The organism is Neotabrizicola paludis (assembly GCF_044142105.1).
Taxonomy (GTDB): domain Bacteria; phylum Pseudomonadota; class Alphaproteobacteria; order Rhodobacterales; family Rhodobacteraceae; genus Pseudogemmobacter.
On sequence record NZ_JBGTYM010000001.1, the window covers coordinates 119,280 to 143,764 of the forward strand.

The following is a 24,485-nucleotide window of genomic DNA, read 5'->3' on the forward strand; positions in this document are numbered from 1 at the left end:
TCGATCCGGCTGGCAAGCGATTCCACGGGTCGCGCAAATCGGCGGAAGGGCAGGGACATGGCAGAGACAAAGGCGACGTCGGCGGATCAGTGGATCACCTCGAAACGCCTGGTCAGCGGGGCGGGCGGGGTGGTCGCGGCGCAGCATGTGGCGGCGGCGCGCGCGGGCGCGCAGATGCTGACGGCGGGTGGCAATGCAGTTGACGCCGCAGTGGCCGCAGCGCTGGCGCTCTCAGCAGTCGAGCCCTGGATGTGCGGTGTCGGCGGCAGCGGTTTTATGGTCATCTGGCTGGCGGCCGAAAAGCGGGCCGTGGCACTGGATTTTCAGGGCGTGCTGGCTGCGGGGTTGACGGCCGCCGACTACCCGACAGACCCGAGCCTGCCGGTGACCTCGATGGGCTTTCCGGCGGTGAAGGATTTTGCCAATACCCAGGGCGCGAAAGCCATCACCGTGCCGGGCGCCGTCGCGGGCTTTGACCATGCGCTGACGCGCTATGGCAGCAAGACGCTGGCCGATACGCTGCAACCCGCGATCGCTTTGGCGGAAACCGGCATCCCGGCAAGCTGGTTCTGCACGCTGATGATTGCGTCAGAGATGGCGATCCTCGCCAAGGACCCGGTTTCCGCTTCGATCTACCTGCCCGGCGGCGCGCCGCTGCAACCGGGCGAAACGATGAAGATTCCGGGCCTTGCCGAGACGCTGCGCCGCATCGCCGCGCATGGCGCGCGCGATTTCTATCATGGGGCTCTGGCGCGCGATCTGGTGGCAGATCTGCAAGAGCAGGGCAGCCGGATCAGCCTGGACGACCTTGCCGGATATGAGGTTTGGGATTACGCGCCGATGGAGGCGCAGCATCGCGGCGCCACGCTTTATACGCCGGGCGAGCAGAGCGGCGGGCTGCGGCAGCGCGATTTCCTGGCCCATATTGCGGCAAACCTGCCCGCGCCGTACAAGGCCCCCGATGCGGCGAGCTGGCTCCTCTATGCCGATGCGCTGGAAAAGGCCTGGCATGCCCATCGCGCCCGCAACGGCACCCTCTCGGAAGTTGGCAGTTCGACCTCTGCCTTGGCCGCGGCGGATGCGCAGGGCAATATGGTTGCCGTCACCTATACGCTTCTCGACCATTTCGGCGCCGGCATCACTCTGCCGCGCACCGGCCTCGCCATGAACAATGGCGTCAGCTATTTCGACCCGCGTCCCGGCCTGCGCACCTCGATGGAGGGCGGCAAGCGGATCAATTCCTCGAACATGGTGCCAACGGTTGCCGTGAAGGACGGGCAGGCGCTGTTTGCCGTCGGTGCCTCGGGCGGCGATCTGATCATGCCCTGTGTGTCGCAGATCGCGGCCCTGATGCTGGATTTCGGTCTGACGCTGGATGAAGCCTTCCACTCGCCTCGCCTTGACGCCTCGCATCGTGGCAGCCTGCGCGCCGATCCGCGTCTTGGCCAGGCGGTGCTGGACCACCTTGCGCAGCATTACCGGCTTGAAATTTCGGGTAATGTAGTGATGCCCAAGCTCTATGCCTGCCCGTCGGGCGTGGCGCGCGGATCGGATGGTCGGCTTCAGGGCATCAATGACCCGGCGCTGCCCGATGGTGGCGCGGCGGCGGCCTGACAGGACGGGTGCGGCTTGCCCTTTGCAGGCAAACCGCGCCCGCCTTGAAGACAGAAAAAAGGCGGCTGGCCCGCGCGGCGCCAAGCGCCCGCTATCCTAGCAGAAGCAGAGCCGTGTTTCAGGCCCGGCCAGCGCAAGAAAGTCCAGCAGATCGTCGCGCGCCAGCGCGGCGCAGCCCGCCGTCGGCCCGTAATCGGGCCGCGCGACATGCAGGAAAACCGCGCTGCCTGCAGCCGGAACGACCGGTGCGTCGTTATGGCCCAGCACGACGACAATGTCGTAAAGCCCATCCGCCCGCCACATCTCCTCATGGCTTGCGGCGAAGGGCAGCTTCACCGGAAGATTATATGCGCGGTGATCCGGCGCATCGCACCAGCCGTCATCCGGTGCGATCGGATTTACGGCGAAAACGGTCTGCGGGGCCGCAAGTCGGTCGGCACGGTACAGGACACGCCGGATCGGCCAGGCGCCGCGCGGACTGATGCCGTCGCCCTCGCCCCGTTTCAGGCCAATACCAGCACGGCCCACGGCGCAGGGCCAGACCCGATCCGCATATTCGGCGCGATGGCCGCCATCCGTGGCTTTGGAGACGATGAGGTCCAGAACGGGGTCCTTTGCGACAAGGGGCAGGGGCGGGTGGTAGGCCCGGAGGGATTTGAACCCCCAACCAAGGCGTTATGAGCGCCCTGCTCTAACCGTTGAGCTACAGGCCCCCAGACCGGCCCCTGTCTTTGCCTTGGGTATCAGATGACGGGGCCGCGTCAAGCGGGGCGGGGCTGCGGCGCAGCGGCAGGACATTGCTGGCAGGCGGGGACGGGGCGTCTTCGGGGTGGCTGGTCCAGCCCGTCGCGGTGTCGGATTGGGTATAATACGTGACCTCGCGCGGCACGAAGTCGAGCGACAAACCCTCGGCCACCATGCGGGTCACTTTCACCGTCGCGCCATCCCAGTCGATCAGGTTCAGGTCGTTCTGGCCACCGCGCAGACGGGTGGACAGCGTGGTGCCCGCCTGCACGCAAAGCATGTTGCGTCCCTCGGACCGCACGCGATAGGGCGCCGCCGCCCAGGCGTGAAGATGTCCGCAAAGGACAATATCGACCCCTGCTTCAGCCAGGGCGAGTGTCGCCGCCTCGGCGCCGGGCATGGGCGATTTGTCCGATTGCGGCGGCAGGTGCAGCGGGTGGTGCATGGCGACGATGCGCAACTGGCCTGTGCGGGCCTTTTTCAGCCGGGTCAGGATCCGGGCCATGGCATCTCCGGGCAGGCGGCCGCGTTCCCAGGCATAGGGATCGGCCGTGTTGAACCCAAGAACCAGCATGTCGCGCGTTTCGATCACGGGTTCCAGCACATCGCCGATATGGCGGCGCCAGGCGGCGAAGGGCCAGAACAGCCGCGCGAAGGGATTCCACAGCGGCATGTCGTGATTGCCGGGGATCGACAGGACCGGGCCGGGCAGCGCAGCCGCCAGGGCCGCTGCAGGGCGGAATTGCGACGCCAGGGCGCGCTGGGTCAGGTCGCCCGAGATCACGGTCAGATCGGCACCCCAGCCCGGAGCCTGCTGAACAAGCGCCTCGGGCAGACCGGGTCGTTCCATGCCGAAATGGAGATCGGAGATATGAAGAAGACGCGCCATCCGATCAGGCCGCCAGACCGCTGGCGGTCTTGACCGCTCTATCGGGCCCCGCCACGGCCGCCGAAGCCGAATCCGAGGGCGCGCGGGGGGCCGCCAAGGCGGAACCGGCCGGCACGATCACCCGCAGGGCATCGGGACGAAGGCGAAAGTGGAAGGGGGCGGTCATCTTTTCCCGTTCGCCGTCGCGGGCGATGGTGCGGCGCGGGCTGCGCGTCTCGACCAGAACCTCGCGGGCGCCTTCAAGCGTGAAGTCGCGATAGGGCTGGGCCTGGCGCAGCGCCATCTTCAGAGCGAAAACCAGAAGCCGCCAGCGCCGCAGTTCCGGTGCGACGTAAAGCGCAAGCTTGCCATCGCGGATCAGCTCGGCGCCTTCGGTCATGCCATATTGGTCAAGCTGGAAGGCGTTCTGCGCCAGAAAGACCATCGGGCTACGGACATGGGTGGCATGGCCATCGACGGTGATGCGCAGACGGCTGGGACGGTCATAGGTGCACAGGATGCGCAAGGCCGACCAATAGGCGGCCAGGCGCGAGCGGCCGAATCTGGCATAGGCCGCTTCGCGCTGGTGCAGAAGGGCAGGGTACAGACCAAGGCTGGCATTGTTCAGGAAGAGCCGGCCATTCACCTCGGCCACATCGACCGAGGCGACATCGCCTGTCACTAGTGCGGCCACTGCGGCTGCCGGGTCCTCTGGCAGGCCCAGGCTGCGGGCGAAGAAATTGAACGTGCCGAGAGGAACGATCCCCATCGCGGTTTGCGATCCGGCCACGGCCTCGGCGACAGTCGTGATCGTCCCATCGCCGCCTGCGGCAATCACGGTCGCCGAACGGTCACGGGCGCGGCGGGCCTCGAAGGGCAGGGCCTTGCCCTTGCGGATCACCCGCAGCTCGGGGTCCAGTCCCGCCGCAACAAGGGGTTCCAGCAAAGACTCGATCTGCTTGGCCTGTTTGCCCGATCTGGCATTGGCCAGAAACGTCACGGGTCCCTGCATCCTGCTCTCCTGCCCTTGCGGATTGCCTGCTCCCCATGCCAACGCCGCGCCCGCCGCTGCGGTTCCAGGCTTTGTTGCAGCCGCGCGGCACTTGGCGTATGGGGGCGGCAGATGCGGGATGAACGGGGACGCGCGCGATGGTGAAGGGTCCGAACGGGGCAGGGCATAACGGTCTGACCTATGCCGAGGCGGGGGTCGATATCGACGCGGGCAACCGTCTGGTCGACCGGATCAAGCCCGCCGCCAAGGCGACAAGCCGCCCCGGCACCATGGGCGGGCTGGGCGGCTTCGGCGCGCTGTTCGACCTGCGCGCGGCGGGCTATCAGGACCCGGTCCTGGTCGCCGCGACCGATGGCGTCGGCACCAAGCTGCGCATCGCCATCGACACTGGCATTGTCGACACGATCGGCATCGACCTGGTGGCCATGTGCGTGAACGACCTGGTCTGCCAGGGGGCGGAGCCGCTGTTCTTCCTGGATTATTTCGCCACCGGCAAGCTGGATGTCGAAGAGGCCACTCGTATCATCGAGGGCATCGCCCAGGGCTGCGCGCTGTCGGGCTGTGCGCTGATCGGCGGTGAGACGGCCGAGATGCCGGGCATGTATCACAAGGGCGATTTCGACCTGGCCGGGTTCGCGGTCGGGGCGATGGAGCGCGGGCAGGACCTGCCGCGCGGCGTGGCCAAGGGCGACGTGCTTTTGGGCCTTGCCTCGAACGGCGTTCATTCCAACGGCTATTCCTTCGTGCGCAAGGTGGTGGAGCTGTCGGGCTTGGGCTGGGCCGATGCCTCGCCCTTCTCGGACGGCAGCTTGGGCGCGGCCCTGCTGGCGCCGACGCGGCTTTACGTCAAGCAGGCGCTTGCGGCGATCCGGGCCGGCGGCGTGCATGGTCTGGCGCATATCACCGGCGGGGGCATCACCGAAAACCCGCCGCGCCTTCTGCCGGAAGGACTCGCCTGCGAGATCGACCTGTCCTCCTGGACCCTGCCTCCGGTCTTCCGCTGGCTGGCGGCGACGGCGAATATGGCCGAGGGAGAGCTGCTGAAGACCTTCAACTGCGGCATCGGTCTGGTGCTGGCGGTCGAGGCTGAACGAGCCGAGGCGCTGTCGGCGCTGCTCTCGGGCATGGGCGAGACGGTCTGCACGCTGGGCCGCATCGTCGCGGCGGAAGGTGGCGATGCGGTGGTCTACAAGGGCCGCCTGCTGTGAGTGCAGCGCAGAAGCGCGTTGCCATCCTGATCTCGGGCGGCGGGTCGAATATGATCCGCCTTGTCGAAAGCATGGGGCCGGACCATCCAGCGCGGCCGGTGCTGGTCCTGTCGAACGATCCCGCCGCGGCCGGGCTGGTGCGGGCGCAGGGTCTGGGCGTCGCCACGGCGGCGGTCGATCACCGTCCCTTCGGCCGCGACCGCGCGGCTTTCGAGGCGGCGCTGCTGGAGCCGCTTCTGGCGGCGGAGCCCGACATCCTCTGTCTTGCGGGCTTCATGCGGGTTCTGACCCCCGCTTTCGTCGCCCGGTTCGCGGGAAGGATGCTCAACATCCATCCGTCGCTGCTGCCGAACTATCCGGGCCTGCACACCCATCGCCGTGCGCTGGAGGCGGGCGATGCCGAAGCCGGCTGCACCGTGCATGAGGTGACCGCCGATCTGGATGCCGGGCCGATCCTCGGTCAGGCGCGGGTGCCGGTTCTGCCGGGGGATTCGGAAGAGGCGCTGGCGCGGCGCGTGCTGGCGATGGAGCATCGGCTTTATCCGGCGGTCCTGGCGCGCTTTGCCGCCGGGGACCGCCGCCCGCTGCTGCTGCCCTAGGCGAGCGCGCCGCGCAGCACTCCGGCCTCGCGGCCCGTCAGACAGGGCAGCGCGGGAGAGGGGCGGCGCCGGACAAGCTCTGGAAACACTTCGGCGATTTCCGCCTGCGCTGCGGCGGGCAAGGCGGCCAGCGCCATGGGGCCGGGCAAAAGACTCTCGGCCAGCATTCCCTCGGCGCAGACCATCTCATGGCGATCGAAGGCGATGTGCCAGTAATCGACCATGGCCACCGGGGCAGGGCGGATCGCCGCGCCATCGACCAGATGGCAGGCCGCGACCAGAACCTCTGGCTCACCGAAATGCAGCTCGGCCTGCCAGCCGGTCACCAGCAGGCGGTGCTGGGGCGAGACGCGGACCGGGCGGTCATTGCCCAGAGCGCCCGCCGCGATGCGGATCGGTGCCAGCGCGCCCAGGCCGCAGACCTGACTGCGCCCGATCCAGGCCAGGGGCTGCATGCCACGCCCACGCGTCCAAACCGGATCGCCGGGTTGCAGGCTTTCGATCACGCGCAGGCCCTGCGGCGTCAGCAGGCGGGTGCCGGCGGCAAAGCAGATCACCAGATCCTGTGGCGATTGGGCAAGGCTGGCAAAGGGCAGGCGCGCGCCAAGCGGCTCGCCCAAGGCATTGCTGTAGATCCTCGTGCCGGGTGTGATGCCGTTCAGGTCGAAAAGCAGTTTGGTGGAATTGCCGAAAAGCTGATAGGCCGACCCCGAAGCCCGGCCCTGGAACATGTCATCCTGCGGATTGAGCTGCGCATAGACCAGCTTGCCCTGCGGATCGGCCTCGGACCAGCTGTAGACCGAGACCCATTGACCGTTCTGGAAATGACTGACGCCATTGTTCACCTGGGTCACGACCACGCGGTAGATCTCGCTCGCCGTGCCGATGGGCTTGGCGCCGGTGACGGTCAGCACAAGGTTGTTGCCATTGCCCTGCGAGGTGGCGTTGGCGTAGGTGCCGATCTGGTCGCCGCGAAGATATAGGGTTGTCGTCGCCAGCCGCCTGCTCCGTTCCGATGGGGTGCCGTTGCGATCCCCATCGCTTCGGCGGGCAGCTGTTAAGGAAGGTTAACCCTGCTGGCGCGGTGACGCAACCGCAGGAAGGGCGATTTTTCGTCGAAAGAACGGGCCTCCCGCTGCGATCAGCCGCGCGGACCGGAGGGGCGGGTCAGCACGAAAGCCGCCCCGATGCCGATCAACAGGCCCTGCGCCAGAAGCAATTTCAAGGGCAGGCCGATCAGCAGGCTGGCCAGAAAAACAAACCCCATCATGCTGACCGCCAACGCCTTGGCGCCGGGCCGGATCGCGCCATGGTTCTGCCAGTCGCGGATCGGTGGGCCGAAGAGCGGATGGGCAAGAAGCCAGCCGTGCAGGCGGGGCGAGGATCGCGCGAAACAGGCGGCGGCGACCAGAAGGAAAGGCGTTGTCGGCAGGACCGGCAGCACCACGCCCAGCCCCCCGAGGGCCAGGAACAGCAGACCCGAGGCCAGCCAGATCCCGCGCATGTCGCTGCTCCGTCTTGTGTCGGGCGCAGCCTTGCCCGCGCGCGCGTCCATGCACAAGCCCCCGCACAGCCCCGATACGGGGGGAGAAGTTCTTTCCTTTCGCGCCCGCCGCCCCTATAGCGGAAAACGCTGCGGGATGACCCCGCGACCGCCGGAAAGGGCCGCGATGCGCACGATTACCACGACCGAGGACCTTGCCGCCTTCTGCGCGGCGGCCAAAGACCAGCCTTATGTCACCATCGACACGGAATTCCTGCGCGAGCGGACCTATTGGTCGAAGCTGTGCCTGATCCAGATGGCGCTGCCCGGCAAGACCGGCGAGGCGGTTCTGGTCGACCCGATCGAGGGCGAGACGATGAGCCTCGAGCCGCTCTACGACCTGTTCCGCCATGAGGCGACGGTCAAGGTTTTCCATGCCGCAAGGCAGGATCTGGAGATCTTCTTCGTCGAGGGCCATTGCTTCCCCAATCCGCTGTTCGACACCCAGATCGCTGCCATGGTCTGCGGTTTTGGCGAGCAGGTGGGGTATGAGACGCTGGTGCGCCGCATTGCCAAGGCGAGCCTCGACAAGACGTCACGCTTCACCGACTGGTCGCGCCGGCCGCTTTCCGAGGCGCAGAAGGACTATGCCATCGCCGATGTCACCCATCTGCGCGAGATCTATGAATGGCTGGCGGCGCAGTTGCAGAAGAACGGCCGCGCGCCCTGGGTTCAAGAAGAGCTGGCCGTGCTGACCGATCCGGCAACCTATACCGTCTTGCCTGAAGAGGCCTGGCTGCGGATCAAGACCCGCACCACCTCGGGCCGGTTCCTGGCCGTGGTGCGCGAATTGGCGCGGTTCCGCGAGACCTATGCGCAAACCCAGAATGTGCCGCGTTCGCGGGTGATGAAGGATGATGCGCTGCTGGAACTGGCCTCGACCCGGCCGCAATCCATTGAAGAACTGGGCCGGTCGCGGCTTTTGCTGCGCGAGGGCCGCAAGCCCGAGATCGCCGAGGGGATCCTGGCGGCGGTGAAGGCGGGGCTGGAGGCGCGGCCCGAAGACCTGCCGCGCGTCGACCAACCCGCCGACCAGCCGCAGGGCAATGGCGCGCTGGCGGATCTGTTGCGGGTGCTGCTCAAGGCCAAGTCGGAGAGCCTGGGCGTGGCGCCGCGGCTGATCGCCTCGGCGGCGGAGCTGGACGCCATCGCCGCGGGCGCGCGCGAGGTTGAGGCGCTGAAGGGCTGGCGGCGCGAGGCCTTTGGCGACGATGCGCTGCGGCTGTGCAAAGGCGAGGTCGCGCTGTCGGCCAAGGGCAGCGAAGTGCGCGTGGTGCGGCTTTAGGCCGGATCGCCGCGGGCGCGCGCGAGGTTGAGGCGCTGAAGGGCTGGCGGCGCGAGGCCTTTGGCGACGATGCGCTGCGGCTGTGCAAAGGCGAGGTCGCGCTGTCGGCCAAGGGCAGCGAAGTGCGCGTGGTGCGGCTTTAGGCCGGGCATTGCTGCCGCCCGCCGGGGCCACCGGCGGGATGATTCGGGCCAGGATGAAGCGGCAAGTGCCTTGGCCTGACCGGAAAAGCGATGATCCCGGCCTTTAGCGCCGGGCGACGCGGGCGTTGGTTGCGCCCTGCACGACGATCTGGCGCACGTTTTCCAGCTTGATGTTCGACAGACTGATCGCCGCTGTCACCTCGCGCGAGCGCGGCGTGTTCACATCGGTCTTGTCGACCGGCGGGAAGAGGCGGAATTCCAGCACCAGAATGCCGTCTTCGGACAGGGGCAGCGGCACCAGCTCGGCCTTCCACCAGCCCTGGGTCGGGGTGCGGCCCGTGGCGCGCACGATGGCGCCGGTCGGGATCGGCTCGACCGCCATGCCGATGACATCGGCCACCAGCGCGCGGCCATCCTGCGGCGTGGCGGGCAGGGCCACCTTCTCGGCGGGCTGCGAGCGCCCGAACCAGTTGAACGGGTTCAACTTGCTGTCGCGCATTCCGCCGCAGCCGGCCAGCGTCGCCACAAGCAAAAAGACCGTCAGACGCTTCATTCCCGGCTCCTTCATTCTCCTGTCTTGGCTAGCCCATGGCGCGGCTTTTGAAAAGCACCCGTTTCCCCGGCACTGGACCTTTGGCGGCTATGGGATTACCTGAGGGGCTGCAAGGGAGCCCGCCATGGCCACGCAAGCCTTTGAAGAGATCGCCGAAACGCTGGAATTCCTGGAGGATTGGGAGGACCGCTATCGCCATGTGATCGAGCTTGGCAAGGCGATGCCGCCCCTCGACGATGCCTTCAAAGTTCCCGCCTACAAGGTTGATGGCTGTGCAAGCCAGGTCTGGCTGCGGCCGCGGCTGGAGGGCGGGCGGTTCGATTTCGAGGGCGACAGCGATGCGATGATCGTGCGCGGGCTGATCGCCATCCTGCACGCGCTTTATTCCGGCGTGGCGGTGGCTGAGGTCAACGGGATCGATGCCACGGCGGAACTGGGGCGGCTGGGGCTGAACGACCATCTTTCGGCGCAGCGGTCGAACGGGCTGCGCGCCATGGTCGAGCGCATCCGCAAGACCGCCGCCCAGACCTCTACCTAGATCGCGCGGCAGGCCTGGCGCAGCCAGTCCAGAGTCTCGCCCGCGACGCGCGGAGACAATTTCGCAAGAGTTTCCGCATGATAGGCGTTGAGCCAGCGCGTCTCGGCAGGTGACAGCACCTCGGCCTGGACCAGCCGCAGGTCGAAGGGGACGAAGGTCAGCGTCTCGAAGGACAGCTGCTTGCGGTTGTCGCCCAGGGCCGGGGCCTCCTGCACCACGATCAGGTTTTCCAGCCGGATGCCGAAAGCGCCCTCGCGGTAATAGCCCGGCTCGTTCGACAGGATCATGCCCGGTTCCAGCGGCACTTCGGAAATGCGCGACAGGCGCTGCGGGCCTTCATGGACCGACAGGAAGGCGCCGACGCCATGGCCGGTGCCGTGATCGAAATCCTGCCCCTCGGCCCAAAGCGCGAAACGCGCCAGCGGATCAAGGTCGCGGCCTGACAGGCCCAGGGGCCAGCGCACCCGGCTGATCGCGATCAGCCCCTGCAGGACGCGGGTATATTGCACCCGCGCTTCCTCACCCGGATCGCCCAGGGCCATGGTGCGGGTGATATCGGTGGTACCATCCAGATATTGTGCACCGGAGTCGACCAACAACAACTCGTTGCGGTGAAGCGCCCGGTCCGTTTCGCGCGTGACGCGGTAATGCATGATCGCGCCATTGGGGCCGGAGCCGGAAATCGTGTCGAAGCTGATGTCATGCAGGGCATTGGTGGCGCGGCGGAACCCTTCCAGCGCGGTGACGACGGAAATTTCGGTCAAACCTTCCGGCTCTTGGCGATCCAGCCAGCACAGGAACTCGACCATGGCCGCGCCGTCGCGCAGATGGGCCTCGCGCATGCCCTGCACCTCAGCCGCGGTCTTCCTGGCTTTGGGCAGGCGGCAGGGATCGTCACCCCAGGCGACCTCGATCCCGGCCTCGCGCAATTCGGTCGAGACCGCCAGCGGTGCAGTGGTCCGGTCGACGCGGACCGGGCCTTGTAGGCTGCCCAGTGCGGGTACGAAGGCCGAAGGCGGCTCGGTCGTGACATCCGGGCCAAGATGGGCGCGGACCGTTTCGTCCAGCTTGGCGGGATCGGTGAAGAGGCGCACGAGGCCATCTTCGCGAAGGATCGCGAAACCATGCAGGATCGGGTTGCGCGGCACATCGGCGCCGCGGATGTTCAAAAGCCAGCACAGGCTGTCGGGCAGGGTGATGACCGCTGCCTTCTGGCCCTGGGCGCGCAGGGCTTCGGCCAGCCGCGCCCGTTTTTCGGCGCTGGTCTCGCCAGCAAGCGCATCGGGGTGAACGAAGGCGAGGCCCTGGGGGGCACCGGGCTGGTCCGGCCAGATCGCATCGACGAAATTCTTGCAGGCGCGCAGGGTTACGCCGGAATTTTCAAGCGAGGACCGAAGCTTTGCGATTTCATCTTCTGTGTGAAGCCAAGGGTCGAAGCCGATCTCTCCGCCGGAAAGATTATCCTTGATCCAGTCGCCGGGCTTCACTTCGGGCCAGGGCGCCGGGGTGAAGACCGCGAGATCGACCTGGGCCTTGACCTGGGTGCGATAGCGGCCGTCAATGAACACACCGGCCTTGTCGGGCAGGACGATGCAGAAGCCTGCGGAACCGGTGAAGCCGGTCAGCCATTGCAGCCGCTCGTCGCGCGCGGCGACATATTCGCCCTGATGGACATCGGCGCGCGGGACCAGAAACCCGGCCAGACCCTCGGCCCGCAACAGATCGCGCAGGGCGGCCAGGCGAGGCGGGCCCTGGTCGGGCGAGGCATGGCTTTCAAAGGTCTGAAACACGTCGTGCCTCTTCTTCTTGGCAAAAATATTCCGGGCGGCCGGGGGGCAGCGCCCCCGGGATATCCCGGCCTAGACCGCCTTCTTGAGCCCCATCATGCGGGCCCGCGCGCGCGGATCCTTGTCGAAGAGGCCGGCCAGCTGTTCAGTCATCGCGCCGGCCAGCTGTTCGACATCGGTGATGGTCACGGCGCGCTGATAATACCGGGTCACATCATGGCCGATGCCGATGGCGATCAGTTCAACCGCCTTGCGGCGCTCGACGAGCGAGATCACGTCGCGCAGGTGTTTCTCCAGGAAATTCGCCGGATTGACCGAGAGGGTCGAATCATCGACCGGCGCACCATCCGAGATCACCATCAGGATCTTGCGCGCCTCGGGCCGGGCCAGCATGCGGCGATGCGCCCATTCCAGCGCCTCGCCGTCGATGTTTTCCTTGAGCAGACCCTCTTTCATCATCAACCCGAGATTGGGCCGCACCCGGCGCCAGGGCGCGTCGGCGGATTTGTAGATGATGTGACGCAAATCGTTAAGCCGCCCAGGCTGCTGCGGACGGCCCTGGGCCAGCCAGCGTTCGCGGGCCTGGCCGCCTTTCCAGGCGCGGGTGGTGAAGCCCAGGATTTCCACCTTGACCGAGCAGCGTTCCAGCGTGCGGGCCAGCACATCGGCGCAGATCGCGGCGATGGAAATCGGGCGGCCGCGCATCGAGCCGGAATTGTCGAGGAGAAGCGTCACCACCGTGTCGCGGAACTCGGTGTCCTTTTCCCATTTGAAGGATAGGGGCGTTGTCGGGTTGGCGACGACGCGGGCCAGCCGCCCGGCATCAAGAATGCCTTCCTCGAGATCGAACAGCCAAGAGCGGTTCTGCTGGGCCTGCAAGCGGCGCTGCAGCTTGTTCGCCAGCCGCCCGACCGCGCCCTTCAGTGGTTCAAGCTGCTGATCCAGATAGGCGCGCAGACGTTCCAGCTCGGCCGGTTCGGCAAGGTCTTCGGCCTTGATTTCCTCATCGAAATCCGTGGTGTAGACGGTATAGTTCGGGTCGGCATCGGAATGGGGCGCGGGTGGCGGCGGCTCGAGCGGGGCCTCGCCTTCGGGCAGTTCCGCCTCGTCGCCCTGTTCCATTTCGGCCTGGTCTTCCATCGAGACCTCGGCCTGGGACTGGTCGTCCTGATCTTCCTGGCTGCGTTCGGGCGAGGCTTCCGACTCGTCGCTGTCATCCTCGTCCTGGCCGGTCGAATCCGGGTTGTCCTGGTCTTCTTCGGCCTCGTCGCCCAGCTCGTCCTCGTCGGGGCGGTCGGGGTCGTCACCCAGCTGGTCGCCATAGCCCAGATCGGAAATGACCTTGCGAGCAAGGCGGGCGAAGGCGGCCTGGTCGGAGAGCGCGTCGCCGACGCCTTCCAGCGTGCCTGCGGCCTGTTCCTCGATGAAGCCGCGCCAGAGATTCATCACATGCTGCGCGCCCTTGGGCAGGTCGCGGCCGGTGGCGAGGTGGCGCACCAGATAGCCCGCCGCGACGGGCAGCGGGGCATCCTGGCTGTTGGTGATCTGGGCATAGCCCTTGCGCTCGGCCTCATGGCCGATCTTGGCGTCGATATTGCCGGCGGTGCCGGGCATGTCGCGGGCGCCCATCGCCTCGCAGCGGGCGGTTTCCATCGCCTCGTAAATGTCGCGGGCCAGCTGACCCACGGGCGCGTAGCGGGCGGAAACGCCGTCGTCGTGATATTTGCGGCGCAGGGCGAAAGCATCGGCAGTGCCGCGGGCCAGCAGCACCTCATCCCGCGTCATGCGGCGGCTAACCTGCGGAAGACGCACGCCTTCCTTGTTCATGCCTGGCGGATCGACCGAATAGGAGACGGTCATCTCCGGGTCGTCCGCCATGGTGCGGGTCGCCTCGGCGAGGGCCTTCTTGAACGGGTCGGCGGGGTTGTCTGCGGGCTTCGTCATAGCGGCGACTTTCGCACCGGCGCAGGGCTGCCGCAAGGGTGGTTCGCGTGCGGGGCAAAGGGCTTTTGCGGTGCGGCGCCGCACAGAAGCGATGCGGGGCTGCGGAATTGCGCGCAAGGCACGGGATGGTCATGTTTCCCGCATCGAATTCAAACGGCACCAAGCGCCAGATCAAGGACTTACGCCATGACCAAACCGAAAATCGCCATCATCGTCTCTTCGACCCGCCCGACCCGTTTCGCCGATATCCCGACCGCCTGGATCAAGGCCCAGGCCGAGGCGCGTGGCGACATGGACGTGGAGGTGCTGGACCTGCGCGACTATCCGATGCCCTTCTTTGACGAGGTCGCCTCGAATGCCTGGGCACCTTCGAAAAACGAGGTCGCGATCAAGTGGCAGAAGAAGCTGGCCGAATTCGACGGCTATATCTTCGTGGTCGCGGAATACAACCGGTCGATCACCGGGGCGCTGAAGAACGCGCTGGATCAGGCCTATGTCGAATGGAATCACAAGGTTGCGGGTTTCGTGGGCTATGGGGCCATGGGCGGCGCCCGCGCGATCGAGCAGCTGCGCCTGATGGCGGTCGAGCTGCAGATGGTGCCGACGCGCAGCGCGGTGCATATCGCCGGCGGCGACTTCTTCAAGGTCCATCCGGGCTTCGGCGGATCGGGCAATCTGGCCGACATCGAAGCCTCGATCGGCGCTTCGGCCAAGGCCATGCTGGATGACGTGATGTGGTGGGCGAAAGCGACGATCCCGGCCCGCAAGGCCTGAGACCGGTCTGTTCGGAACGATGCAACGGGCGGGGGTGACCCCGCCCGTTTTCCTTTGCGCAAGTGACTGGAAACGATGGATTAAGTCTGGCGGAATCGGGCTCTTGGCCTGTCTTGCAAAGGTCTTCCGATTGTCTTCCCAACGTCTTCCCTGCCGGGGGCGACCGGGGCGTTAACCATGGCGCGCGAATCGGGTGCCGCGGGCGGGGGTCAGGCCGCGGCAGTGGCAAGATCGACCTTGCCGCTGGCAAGATCGGCCAGCAGCGCGACATGGACATCCAGCGCATCGATCACCGGGAAGCCCGGGTCATGGCCGTCGAAGGCGAGGTTCAGATCGGTGCCAGCCAGCACGATGGCCTGTGCGCCGCGCTCCATCATCCGGCGCCCGGCGTCGAACATCAGCGCGCGCGCGTCCGGTGGGCAGGTGCCGACCACGGCCATGTCCTGATAGGACTGGCCGACCTGCTGAAAGTCCGCGTCAGGGGCGATCACGGTTGTACGGCTCATCTGGCCGAAAAGCCGCGTGCGCATGGCGACCCAGGTGCCCAGTATCCCGACGCAACCCAGGCCCAGCCGTGCCAGATGAGTGTCGAGAGGGGTGATCGCGCTGACCATGGGCAGGCTGGACAGCGCGCGCGTTTCAGCAAAACAGAAATGCGCGCCGATCGAGGTGAGCACGGCGCAATCGGCGCCCGCCGCCCCGAGCCGGTCGATCAGCGGAGCGAAAAGCCTGGCCTGCGCGTCGCGACCATCGCAATTGGCATGGACGATCAGCGACTGGATATCGGCCTGCACGATGGTCAGGTCCAGAGGCAGGCCGCGCCGCGCCATCTCGGCGCAGAGTCTTTGGTAATAGACCACCGTTGCCGCTGCGCCGATGCCGCCGATCAGGCCCAGGTGAAGGCCGGTGCCAGTCATGAGACTACTCATGAGAAGAAATGTTCAAACAGGCCGAACAGACTTCGTCTTCAATGCAGACGGAAAGCCGCTGGTTTCCGTTAGTCTCATCCGCAAGTTCTGCCAAGCGGTCCAGGGCCATGGACCGGCGTTCGAAGTCCAGATCGGCGGGATAGGAGCATATGGCAAGCCCCAGGGCCAACCCGTAACCGTCTCCGGGGCACCCGGAAACTTCTAGTGGAGCGATCCCTTCGGCCAGGCTAAGCAGCCTCTCGGAATGGTTCATCAGATAGGTGATGTGCCCGGCGTCGATGTATCCCAAGGTCCGGTTGTATTCGGCGCGGGCGTAGAATTCGGCCGAACACCGCAAGAGTGTATCGACATCTTCGTCTGCGCCGGCGGGAAGCGAGCACAGGACCAGCAGGGAAGCGACAGCGGCGCCCCCCCGCTGTTGCATCACTTCATCGCCTGGCTGACCGCCGATTCCGGCAGTTCTTCGTTGAAGCAGCGCTGGTAGAATTCGGCGACGGTCTGGCGCTCCAGCTCGTCGCACTTGTTCAGGAACGAGAGGCGGAAGGCATAGCCGACATTGCGGAAGATCTCGGCATTCTGCGCCCAGTTCAGCACCGTGCGCGGCGACATGACGGTGGACAGATCGCCATTCATGAAGGCGGTCCGGGTCAGGTCGGCCACGGTGACCATCTGCGAAATGGTCTTGCGGCCCTTCTCGGTGTTGTAATGCGCGTTCTTGGCCAGGACGATGGCGGTTTCCGCGTCATGCGACAGGTAGTTCAGCGTCGCGACAAGGCTCCAGCGGTCCATCTGCGCCTGGTTGATCTGCTGGACGCCGTGATAGAGGCCGGTCGTGTCGCCCAAGCCCACGGTGTTCGCGGTGGCGAAGAGGCGGAAGGACGGGTGGGGGGTGATGATCTCGTTCTGGTCGAGAAGCGTCAGCTTGCCGTCATGCTCCAGCACGCGCTGGATGACGAACATCACATCGGCGCGGCCGGCATCATATTCGTCGAAGACGATGGCGACGGGGTTGCGCAAGGCCCAGGGCAGGATGCCCTCATGGAACTTGGTGACCTGCTTGCCGTCTTCCAGCTTGATCGCATCCTTGCCGATCAGGTCGATCCGGCTGATATGACTGTCGAGGTTCACCCGCACGCAGGGCCAGTTCAGCCGCGCCGCGACCTGTTCGATATGGGTCGATTTGCCGGTGCCGTGATAGCCCTGGATCATCACCCGGCGGTTGTAGGCAAAGCCTGCGAGGATGGCGAGCGTGGTGTCGGGGTCGAATTTGTAGGTGCTGTCGATCTCGGGCACGCGATCGGTGCGGGTCTCGAAGGCCTTAACCTTCATTTCGGTGTCGATGCCGAAGACATCACGGACCGAGATTTCTTCGGTGGGCTTCATGGGGGTGTCCAGCATCGTCAGGTCCAGCTTTCGGCAGCATTTTCGGATGAAAAAGGTTGTGGAACATATCGCGGGGGGGTGCAAGGGGCGGGGCTGCGGTGGCGCCGGGGGTGAAACAAATTCCTCTCGGGATACGTATCAAGGGATATCTGCCGCGACCGACCCGGAGGAGAAGATGAACCGCCGCCTGTTCCTGAACCTGAGTGCCGCCGCCGCGGCCCTTGGCCTGTGCCCCGCGCAGGCCGAGACATTCGAAGTCACGCTGAGCGAGGCCGAATGGCGCAAGAAGCTGACCGAGATGCAGTTCTATGTGCTGCGCGAGGAAGGCACCGAACGGGCGGGGACCAGCCCGCTGAACCACGAGACGCGCAAAGGGACGTTCTTCTGCGCAGGCTGCGATCTGGCGGCGTTTTCGTCCGAGACCAAGTATGACTCGGGCACAGGATGGCCGTCCTTCTGGCAACCCCTGCCGGATGCGGTGCGGATGAAGGCCGATCCGGGCCTGTTCGGCAGCCGGACCGAGGTGCATTGCCGCCGCTGCGGCGGGCATTTCGGCCATGTCTTCGATGACGGGCCGCAGCCGACCGGCAAGCGGTACTGCATGAACGGGGCGGCGCTGGTGTTTCGCGCGACCTAGGTCAGTCGCGGAAGTAGCGGCTGTCCTTCAGCTGGTCCCAGGCCCAGACCACCTCTTGCAGCTGCTCTTCCTGGCTGCGGTCACCGCCGTTCATGTCGGGGTGGAGGACCTTGATCAGCGCCTTGTATTGCTTGCGGATCTCGGTTTTCGACATGGTGTCGCGGGCGTCGAGAATCTCGATTGCGCGGCGTTCAGTGGGCGGCAGCTTGCGGGTGGCGCCGGACAGGGGCTGAGCGCCGGGGTTGCGCGTCGCCTTCTCGCCCAGGATCTCCATCGGGTCGTTCACGCCCATCCGCGCCCATGCATTGCCGTCATCCTTGCGCGAGAAGGGCTTGGTCTCGCGGCCCCAGACCCGGTCCTTTTCCAGAAACTTGGCGAAGTCGTCATCCGAGGAGCCCTGGAAGTAGTTCCACTTCAGGTTGTATTCGCGGATGTGATCCTTGCAGAACCAGAAGAACTGGTCGAGCGCATCGGGCGATTTCGGCGCGCGGAACTCGCCCGGTTTCTGGCAGCCGACATAGTCGCAGGCCCGGCCCGTGGCATCGGCCGCCGCCGCCGCGCCGCCGCGCCGAGTGGCGGACTTGCGCTTCTTGTCGGCGCTGACGCGCAGGTCGAATTCGAAGGGAGACTTGCTGACCATGGAAACTGCGGGCCTTTCAATGGCTTTCCGACTCGGGCGCCCAAGTTTAGGGGTTCTGGCAGCGGATTGAAGGGGCGGAGGAAAAAAATGCACGTGAGAGACGAGATAGAGGCGCGGCTCAAGGCGGCATTCCGCCCGCAAGTGCTGGAAATCGTGAACGAAAGTCACAAACATGCCGGACATGCGGGGGATGACGGCACCGGCGAGAGCCATTTCGCGGTGAAGATCCGCGCGGCCGAGCTGGCGGCGCTGGGGCGGGTCGACCGGCATCGGGCCGTGACGCGCGCCCTGGGCGAACTGATGGGCCGCATCCATGCGCTGGCGCTGGACGCGGGCTAGCGGATCGGCCCCGCTGTGCGCCGCCCGCGCTTTCTGCAAAGGGCGGGCCACAAGGGCCGGAACCATCCCGCCGCGCCGGGCGTTGGGTCTGTGTGATGCAAAGACGCAACCCGCGAGGTGACAGGATGATTGCTCCGCTGAGAACGCTGCTGATCGCCCTCTGGGTGACGTGCGTGGCCGGGACCGCGGTCGTGGCTGGCCTGGTCCTGGGTTATTATTCATGGGCGACCTTTGCCGTCGCGGCCCTGGCCGGTGTGTTGATCGGCGTGCCTGCGGCGCTGGCCAATTGGGTGCATCTGCGCCCCAACCGCGCGGCCGCGCTGCGCTATCAGCTTCTGGGCTAAGCCAGACGGTCTTCAAATCCGCGCGGCACAGGCCGCGGGGATGCCACCGGTCCCCGGGAAGCTGTTTCCCTGTTTCCCCGGGGGCCGGTGCCGCGCTGGCCCTCGGGTCAGCCCGCCGCCTTGGCCTTGAGCCGCCAGGCATGAAGCAGGGGTTCGGTGTAGCCCGAGGGCTGTTCGCGTCCCTTGAACACCAGATCGCAGGCGGCCTGGAAGGCGACACCCTGATAGGTTGGCGCCATGGGGCGATAGAGCGGGTCGCCGGCATTCTGGCGGTCGACGACCTCGGCCATTTTCTTCAGCGCGGCCATGACCTCGTCGGCGCTGACCACGCCGTGATGCAGCCAATTGGCGATATGCTGGGCCGAAATGCGGCAGGTGGCGCGATCTTCCATCAGCCCGACATCGTTGATGTCCGGCACCTTGGAACAGCCGACGCCCTGATCGATCCAGCGCACGACATAGCCGAGGATGCCCTGGGCGTTGTTCTCGACCTCGCGCGTCACCTGCGCCTTGGGCCAGGCGCGGAAGGCGGCCAGCGGAATGTCGAGGATGCCGTCGACATGGGCGCGGCGGCCGCCCTTGGCCAGCTTCTTCTGCACGGCGAAGACATCGACCTTGTGGTAATGCAGCGCGTGCAGCGTGGCGGCGGTGGGCGAGGGCACCCAGGCGCAATTGGCGCCCTGGCGCGGCTGGGCGACCTTTTCATCCAGCATGGCGGCCATCAAGTCGGGCATCGCCCACATGCCCTTGCCGATCTGCGCCTTGCCCGAAAGGCCGCATTCCAGGCCGATATCGACGTTGAGGTTCTCGTAAGCGGTGATCCAGCCCTTGCGCTTGATGAAATCCTTGCGGCTGAACGGCCCGGCCTCCATCGAGGTGTGGATCTCGTCGCCGGTGCGGTCCAGAAATCCGGTATTGATGAAGGCGACGCGCGACTTGGCGGCGCGGATGCATTCCTTGAGGTTGACCGAGGTGCGGCGTTCCTCGTCCATGATGCCCAACTTGACGGTATTGGCGGGCAGACCGAGCAGGGCCTCGATCCGGGCCATCGTGGCATCGGCGAAGGCCACCTCTTCCGGCCCATGCATCTTGGGTTTCACGACATAGACTGAACCCTGGTGAGAATTGCGCAGCCCTTCGGTCTTTTTCAGGTCATGGAGCGCGATGGTGACGGTGACCATGGCATCCATCAGACCCTCGGGGATCTCCGATCCGTCGGGCAGAAGGATCGCCGGGTTGGTCATCAGATGGCCGACATTGCGGATCCACAGAAGCGCGCGGCCCTTGACGGTCAGCGGCTTGCCCTGCGGGTCAAGATATTCCCGGTCGGGGTTGAGGCGGCGGGTCAGGGATTTGCCGCCCTTCTGGAAGGTCTCGGTCAGGTCGCCCTTCATCAGGCCGAGCCAATTCTCATAGGCCTGGACCTTGTCCTCGGCATCGACGCAGGCGACGGAATCTTCGCAGTCCATGATCGCGGACAGCGCGCTTTCCATCTGCACATCGGCGAGAAGCGCCTGATCGCGGGTGCCGATGAAATGGGCGCGGTCGAAGACCAGTTCGACATGAAGGCCGTTGTTGCGCAGAAGGATGGCGTCGGGTGCCTTGGGGTTTCCGCGATAGCCTGCGAATTTCTCGGGCGAGACGAGGGGCAGGTCGTCGACCAGCAGTGCGCCGTCCTTGACGACATAGCGCCGCACATCGGCATGGGAGGCACCGGCGATGGGGAAGGCTTCGTCCAGGAAGACGCGGGCGCGGGCGACGACGCGCGCGCCGCGGCCGCGCTCATAGCCGCCCGAGGGCGGGGCAGAGCCCATGGCATCGGTGCCGTAAAGGCAGTCATAGAGGCTGCCCCAGCGGGCATTGGCGGCGTTGAGCGCGTAGCGGGCATTGGTGATGGGCACGACAAGCTGCGGGCCGGGGACGAGGGCGATTTCAGGATCGACATGGGCGGTGTCGATCTGGAAATCCGGGCCTTCGGGCAGGAGATAGCCGATCTCGGTCAGGAAGGCCTTGTAGGCGGCATGGTCATGCGGCTGGCCGCGCCGGGCGATGTGCCAGGCGTCGATGCGGGCCTGAAGATCGTCGCGCTTCTGCAAGAGGGCGCGGTTCTTCGGCGCGAATTCGGCGGTGAGGGCCGCAAGGCCGGCCCAGAAGGCGGCCGGGGTGATGCCGGTGCCCGGCAGGGCGCGGTCCTCGATGAAGCTGGCAAGGGGGAGGGCGACCTGGAGGCCGGATTTTTCGATGCGGGCGGTCATGCGCTTTCCCCCAAATGGTCTTCTGTATGCCTTGGCACACATTAGGCCCGCAGGCGGGGCAGCGGCAAGCGTTGCGGGCGCATGACTTTCATGAAGAACCGTCAAACACTTTTCTTGGTTTCGCGAAGATTGCATTACTTTGCTGATCGGCTAAGTTTTTGCTTGCGGGTCTGGAGGCGAGGTGATTGGTTAGCCGCATGGCTAAACATGATCCCGACCTTTCCCTGCTGTTCCAGGCGCTGTCCGATCCGACGCGGCGTGCGATTCTTGCCCAGCTTGCCCAGGGCCCCATGGCGGTAAGCGCGCTTGCCCGCCCCACGGGGCTGCGCCTGCCTACGGTGATGCGGCATCTCGAGGTTCTGGAGGCGGCGGGGCTGATCTGGACCAGTAAGGACGGCAGGGTGCGGTCCTGCGCGCTGGTGCCGCAGGCCCTGGTGCCGGTGCGGAACTGGCTGGAAGAGCAGCGCGTTCTCTGGGAGGGGCGGCTGGACCGGCTGGAGGATTATGTGATGCAGCTGATGAAGGAACGGGGTGATGAAGATTGATCCTGAGCGGGACATCCTGATGTCGCGGCTGCTGCCCGCGCCACCCGCCTTGGTCTGGCGCTGCTGGACCGAGCCCGGGCTTTTCGCCGAATGGTACCTGCCGAAGCCCTGGCAAGCGCGCGATCTGGTGCTTGAGGCCTGGCCGGGCGGGCGCTTTGCGATGACGGCGACGGGGCCCGAGGGACAGTCCTTTCCGGTCACCGGCAGTTTCCTGGTGGCCGAGCCGGCGCGGCGGCTGGTCTTCACTGATCTCATGGACGGCGATTTCGCGCCGTTCGACCTGCCCGACACCTCGCTTGGCCCTTCGTTCACGGCGGTGGTGACGCTGGCGCCCGAAGGGGCGGGAACGCGCCAGATCTCGGTCGCGCGGCACCGCTCGGCCCGGGATTGCGACGAGAACCGCGCCTCGGGCTTCGAGGCGGGCTGGCAGCTGACGGCAGAACAACTTGCGGCGCTGGTGGCGCGGCTGTGACGGATAACTTCATTGAAGGAATGGAAGAATGACCGAAGCGACCCAAGGCGCTGCCGCGATTCCGGCGTGGCTGACCGATTACGACCCGACTCTGGACCTGATCCTGGAGCGCGAGATCGAGGCCCCGCGCGAGATACTGTATATGTGCTGGACCACGCCGGAGCATCTGGTCCACTGGTTCGTGCCCAAGCCGCATCGGGTGACCGAATGCCATCTGGATGTTCGCCCCGGCGGGGCCTGCAACACCACGTTCGAGGTGGAGGGCAATCTGATGGAGAATAACGGCGTCTATCTGGAAGTCGTGCCGAACGAGCGGCTTGTCTTCACCGATGCCTATACCGAAGGATGGAAGCCCAAGCCCGATCCCTTCATGACCGCGATCCTGACCTTCGAGGATCTGGGCAATGGCCGCACCCGCTATGTCGCCGTGGCGCGGCACCGCACGGCGGAAACCGCCGAGAGCCACAAGGCGATGGGCTTTTACGAAGGCTGGGGCACGGTGGTGACGCAGCTTGAAGAATATGCGCAGGGGCTGATGAAATGAGCCGCACCCAGGACATGTCGGACCGCACGATGCTTTTGGAGCGGGTGATCCGGGCGCCGGTCTCGGTGGTCTGGGGGGCCTGGATGAACCCCAAGACCCTGCCGCAATGGTGGGGGCCGGACGGGTTTTCCTGCCGGACAAGCCGGATCGACCTGCGAGAAGGCGGCGAATGGGTTTTCGACATGATCGGTCCGGATGGAACGGTCTTCCCCAATCACCACAAATACGGCGTGGTGCGGGCCGAGCACCGGCTGGAATACACGCTGCACTGGGGTGAGAATGGCCCCAAACATGCCGATGCCTGGGCCACGTTCGAGCCGGTGCCGGAGGGGACGAAAGTGACGCTGGGCATGGTCTTCGTGACAGCCAAGGAATATGAGGAAGCCAAGGGCTTTGGCGCGGTGGAACTGGGCTATCAGACGCTGGGCAAGCTGGCGCGGTTCGTGGGAGCGGACTAGTGGGCGCGGATTAGCCGCCGCGTCTTCTCCTCCGGCGGGCCGGTTCCCGCTTCTGAGCCGCCTGGTCCGGCCGGCGCGCGTCGTTCCGCGTGGAGGTTGTGAAGATGGCAGGGCGGGGCGGCTGGCGCGGGCTTCCAGCGGGGATCTGGGCCTTGGGCTTCGTGTCCATGCTGATGGATGTCTCGTCCGAGATGATCCATGCCCTTCTGCCCGCCTATCTGACGCTGGGCCTTGGCGCCAGCGCATTGGCCGTGGGGGTGATCGAGGGCATTGCCGAGGCGACGGCGGCGATCACCAAGGTGTTTTCCGGCGCGCTGTCTGATTGGCTGGGGCGGAGGAAGGGGCTGGCGGCGCTGGGCTATGGCCTTGCGGCCCTGACCAAGCCGGTGTTTCCGCTCGCCCCGTCGCTGGGTTGGGTCGTGGCGGCGCGGTTCGTGGACCGGGTGGGCAAGGGCATTCGCGGCGCGCCGCGCGATGCGCTTGTCGCTGATCTGGCGCCCGACGGACGGCGGGGCACGGCGTTCGGCCTGCGGCAATCGCTGGATACGGTCGGGGCCTTTCTGGGGCCGCTCGTGGCGATCGGGCTGATGTGGGTCTTCGCCAATGACTTCCGGTCGGTCTTCTGGGTGGCGGTGATCCCGGCCCTGCTGTCCTTCGCGCTGATCCTTTTCGCCGTGTCCGAGCCGCCGCGCCCGGCGGGCCGCCGCAGGGTGCGCAACCCCTTGGCGCGGGCAGAGCTGGGGCTTCTGGGCGGGCGCTATTGGCTGGTCGTGCTGGTGGCGTCCCTGTTCACGCTGGCGCGGTTTTCCGAGGCGTTCCTCATCCTGCGGGCGCAAGAGGCGGGGCTGGCGCTGATGCTGCTGCCCTTGGTGCTGGTGGCGATGAACATCGCCTATGCGCTGACCGCCTGGCCGGTGGGCGTGGTGTCGGACCGGGGCGGCAAGGTGGCGCTGCTGGCGTTGGGGCTGGGGCTTCTGGTGCTGGCGGACCTTGTGCTGGCCTTTGCCGGGGGGCTGTGGGGGCTGGCCTTGGGCGTGGTGATCTGGGGGCTGCATATGGGGTTCACCCAGGGCCTTTTGGCCGCGCTGGTGGCCGAAAGTGTGCCCGCCGAGCTGCGCGGCACCGCCTTTGGCCTGTACAATCTGGTGACCGGAGTGGCGCTTCTGCTGGCCAGCGTGATCGCGGGGGCGCTGTGGCAGGCCTATGGCGCGCAGGCCACCTTTGTGGCGGGGGCGGGTTTTGCCTCGGCCTCGGCGCTGGGCCTGCCTGCGCTGGCGCGGCGGCTGGGCGGGGCGCGGCCCGCCGCGTGAGCGCCCCCTTGCGCCTG

Annotated in this window: 27 protein-coding genes and 1 tRNA gene; 14 read left to right on the forward strand and 14 right to left on the reverse strand. The window is 66.3% G+C overall.

The genetic code is table 11. From position 1 onward, the window contains the following. The first annotated feature begins 57 nt into the window (after positions 1-57). Positions 58-1,614 (forward strand): gamma-glutamyltransferase, encoded by a 1,557-nt coding sequence (locus tag ACED67_RS00545; RefSeq protein ID WP_395539492.1) that lies wholly within the window; start codon positions 58-60, stop codon positions 1,612-1,614. Between the two features lie 96 nt (positions 1,615-1,710). On the opposite strand, the gene ACED67_RS00550 is transcribed toward ACED67_RS00545, so the two are convergent. The 4 genes from ACED67_RS00550 to ACED67_RS00565 all read right to left on the reverse strand — a co-directional run bounded on the left by ACED67_RS00550 (position 1,711) and on the right by ACED67_RS00565 (position 4,238). Beyond that, on the reverse strand, positions 1,711-2,244 hold the full coding sequence (locus tag ACED67_RS00550) for a L,D-transpeptidase family protein (protein ID WP_395540442.1): 534 nt from the start codon (positions 2,242-2,244) through the stop codon (positions 1,711-1,713). A gap of 7 nt (positions 2,245-2,251) precedes the next feature. Further along, a tRNA-Ile gene (locus tag ACED67_RS00555) sits at positions 2,252-2,327 on the reverse strand. Then, entirely contained in the window at positions 2,318-3,247 is a 930-nt protein-coding gene (locus tag ACED67_RS00560; protein WP_395539493.1) for a metallophosphoesterase family protein, read from the reverse strand. Before ACED67_RS00560 ends, ACED67_RS00555 begins: the two co-directional genes overlap by 10 nt. A gap of 4 nt (positions 3,248-3,251) precedes the next feature. Beyond that, complete coding sequence (locus ACED67_RS00565) at positions 3,252-4,238, reverse strand: diacylglycerol/lipid kinase family protein (RefSeq protein ID WP_395539494.1); 987 nt, start codon at positions 4,236-4,238, stop codon at positions 3,252-3,254. Between the two features lie 137 nt (positions 4,239-4,375). Between ACED67_RS00565 and purM the strand changes: the two genes are divergently transcribed. Further along, positions 4,376-5,446 carry a phosphoribosylformylglycinamidine cyclo-ligase gene (gene purM / locus ACED67_RS00570; protein ID WP_395539495.1) on the forward strand — a complete coding sequence of 357 codons (1,071 nt, stop codon included), beginning with the start codon at positions 4,376-4,378 and terminating at the stop codon, positions 5,444-5,446. After that, on the forward strand, positions 5,443-6,045 hold the full coding sequence (gene purN / locus ACED67_RS00575; protein WP_395539496.1) for a phosphoribosylglycinamide formyltransferase: 603 nt from the start codon (positions 5,443-5,445) through the stop codon (positions 6,043-6,045). The genes purM and purN overlap by 4 nt, the downstream gene beginning before the upstream one ends. Here purN and ACED67_RS00580 read toward each other — a convergent pair. Beyond that, complete coding sequence (locus ACED67_RS00580; protein WP_395539497.1) at positions 6,042-6,959, reverse strand: Hint domain-containing protein; 918 nt, start codon at positions 6,957-6,959, stop codon at positions 6,042-6,044. The two genes, purN and ACED67_RS00580, sit on opposite strands and share 4 nt — an antisense overlap. A 227-nt stretch (positions 6,960-7,186) precedes the next feature. Further along, on the reverse strand, positions 7,187-7,549 hold the full coding sequence (locus tag ACED67_RS00585) for a YbaN family protein (RefSeq protein ID WP_395539498.1): 363 nt from the start codon (positions 7,547-7,549) through the stop codon (positions 7,187-7,189). A 166-nt stretch (positions 7,550-7,715) separates the two neighbouring features. Here ACED67_RS00585 and rnd point away from each other — a divergent pair, with 166 nt between their 5' ends. After that, positions 7,716-8,873 carry a ribonuclease D gene (gene rnd, locus ACED67_RS00590; protein ID WP_395539499.1) on the forward strand — a complete coding sequence of 386 codons (1,158 nt, stop codon included), beginning with the start codon at positions 7,716-7,718 and terminating at the stop codon, positions 8,871-8,873. A gap of 246 nt (positions 8,874-9,119) precedes the next feature. Here the strand turns inward: rnd and ACED67_RS00595 are convergent, their stop codons facing one another. Continuing rightward, positions 9,120-9,569 (reverse strand): hypothetical protein, encoded by a 450-nt coding sequence (locus ACED67_RS00595; protein ID WP_395539500.1) that lies wholly within the window; start codon positions 9,567-9,569, stop codon positions 9,120-9,122. A 124-nt stretch (positions 9,570-9,693) separates the two neighbouring features. Between ACED67_RS00595 and ACED67_RS00600 the strand changes: the two genes are divergently transcribed. After that, positions 9,694-10,107, forward strand: a complete 414-nt coding sequence (locus ACED67_RS00600; RefSeq protein WP_395539501.1) for a SufE family protein — start codon at positions 9,694-9,696, stop codon at positions 10,105-10,107. Here the strand turns inward: ACED67_RS00600 and ACED67_RS00605 are convergent. Both ACED67_RS00605 and cobT read right to left on the reverse strand, forming a co-directional pair. After that, on the reverse strand, positions 10,104-11,897 hold the full coding sequence (locus tag ACED67_RS00605; RefSeq protein ID WP_395539502.1) for an aminopeptidase P family protein: 1,794 nt from the start codon (positions 11,895-11,897) through the stop codon (positions 10,104-10,106). The genes ACED67_RS00600 and ACED67_RS00605 overlap by 4 nt on opposite strands. Positions 11,898-11,966: 69 nt before the next feature. Beyond that, positions 11,967-13,838: a cobaltochelatase subunit CobT gene (gene cobT, locus ACED67_RS00610; protein ID WP_395539503.1), complete on the reverse strand. Its 1,872-nt coding sequence runs from the start codon at positions 13,836-13,838 to the stop codon at positions 11,967-11,969. 186 nt (positions 13,839-14,024) lie between these two features. Here cobT and ACED67_RS00615 point away from each other — a divergent pair, with 186 nt between their 5' ends. Then, entirely contained in the window at positions 14,025-14,612 is a 588-nt protein-coding gene (locus ACED67_RS00615) for an NADPH-dependent FMN reductase (protein ID WP_395539504.1), read from the forward strand. A gap of 209 nt (positions 14,613-14,821) precedes the next feature. On the opposite strand, the gene ACED67_RS00620 is transcribed toward ACED67_RS00615, so the two are convergent. From ACED67_RS00620 to cobS, 3 genes are read right to left on the reverse strand one after another with little or no spacing between them, the layout of a single operon-like run. Continuing rightward, the gene (locus ACED67_RS00620; protein ID WP_395539505.1) at positions 14,822-15,529 is read right to left on the reverse strand and encodes an aspartate/glutamate racemase family protein; all 708 of its coding nucleotides are present in this window, start codon (positions 15,527-15,529) and stop codon (positions 14,822-14,824) included. 4 nt (positions 15,530-15,533) lie between these two features. Beyond that, positions 15,534-15,965: a hypothetical protein gene (locus ACED67_RS00625; RefSeq protein ID WP_395539506.1), complete on the reverse strand. Its 432-nt coding sequence runs from the start codon at positions 15,963-15,965 to the stop codon at positions 15,534-15,536. Then, a complete protein-coding gene (cobS, locus tag ACED67_RS00630; protein ID WP_395539507.1) occupies positions 15,965-16,939 on the reverse strand; it encodes a cobaltochelatase subunit CobS in 975 nt (324 codons plus the stop codon). Before cobS ends, ACED67_RS00625 begins: the two co-directional genes overlap by 1 nt. Before the next feature lie 160 nt (positions 16,940-17,099). Here cobS and msrB point away from each other — a divergent pair, with 160 nt between their 5' ends. Further along, positions 17,100-17,561 (forward strand): peptide-methionine (R)-S-oxide reductase MsrB, encoded by a 462-nt coding sequence (msrB, locus tag ACED67_RS00635; RefSeq protein WP_395539508.1) that lies wholly within the window; start codon positions 17,100-17,102, stop codon positions 17,559-17,561. A gap of 1 nt (position 17,562) precedes the next feature. On the opposite strand, the gene ACED67_RS00640 is transcribed toward msrB, so the two are convergent. Continuing rightward, the gene (locus tag ACED67_RS00640; RefSeq protein ID WP_395539510.1) at positions 17,563-18,201 is read right to left on the reverse strand and encodes a J domain-containing protein; all 639 of its coding nucleotides are present in this window, start codon (positions 18,199-18,201) and stop codon (positions 17,563-17,565) included. A gap of 87 nt (positions 18,202-18,288) precedes the next feature. Between ACED67_RS00640 and ACED67_RS00645 the strand changes: the two genes are divergently transcribed. Both ACED67_RS00645 and ACED67_RS00650 read left to right on the forward strand, forming a co-directional pair. Next, the gene (locus ACED67_RS00645) at positions 18,289-18,540 is read left to right on the forward strand and encodes a BolA family protein (protein ID WP_395539511.1); all 252 of its coding nucleotides are present in this window, start codon (positions 18,289-18,291) and stop codon (positions 18,538-18,540) included. Between the two features lie 125 nt (positions 18,541-18,665). After that, positions 18,666-18,884 (forward strand): hypothetical protein, encoded by a 219-nt coding sequence (locus ACED67_RS00650; RefSeq protein WP_395539512.1) that lies wholly within the window; start codon positions 18,666-18,668, stop codon positions 18,882-18,884. 107 nt (positions 18,885-18,991) lie between these two features. Here the strand turns inward: ACED67_RS00650 and ACED67_RS00655 are convergent, their stop codons facing one another. Further along, positions 18,992-21,139: a malate synthase G gene (locus tag ACED67_RS00655; RefSeq protein ID WP_395539513.1), complete on the reverse strand. Its 2,148-nt coding sequence runs from the start codon at positions 21,137-21,139 to the stop codon at positions 18,992-18,994. A gap of 197 nt (positions 21,140-21,336) precedes the next feature. On the opposite strand from ACED67_RS00655, the gene ACED67_RS00660 reads away from it, so the two are divergent. From ACED67_RS00660 to ACED67_RS00680, 5 genes are all read left to right on the forward strand, one after another. Further along, positions 21,337-21,684 (forward strand): ArsR/SmtB family transcription factor, encoded by a 348-nt coding sequence (locus ACED67_RS00660; protein WP_395539514.1) that lies wholly within the window; start codon positions 21,337-21,339, stop codon positions 21,682-21,684. Beyond that, entirely contained in the window at positions 21,674-22,156 is a 483-nt protein-coding gene (locus ACED67_RS00665) for an SRPBCC domain-containing protein (protein WP_395539515.1), read from the forward strand. Before ACED67_RS00660 ends, ACED67_RS00665 begins: the two co-directional genes overlap by 11 nt. 28 nt (positions 22,157-22,184) lie before the next feature. Further along, positions 22,185-22,700, forward strand: coding sequence for an SRPBCC family protein (locus tag ACED67_RS00670; protein ID WP_395539516.1), 516 nt, complete (start codon positions 22,185-22,187; stop codon positions 22,698-22,700). Continuing rightward, positions 22,697-23,158, forward strand: coding sequence for an SRPBCC domain-containing protein (locus tag ACED67_RS00675; RefSeq protein WP_395539517.1), 462 nt, complete (start codon positions 22,697-22,699; stop codon positions 23,156-23,158). Before ACED67_RS00670 ends, ACED67_RS00675 begins: the two co-directional genes overlap by 4 nt. Positions 23,159-23,262: 104 nt before the next feature. After that, positions 23,263-24,468: an MFS transporter gene (locus ACED67_RS00680; protein WP_395539518.1), complete on the forward strand. Its 1,206-nt coding sequence runs from the start codon at positions 23,263-23,265 to the stop codon at positions 24,466-24,468. Positions 24,469-24,485: the final 17 nt, after the last annotated feature.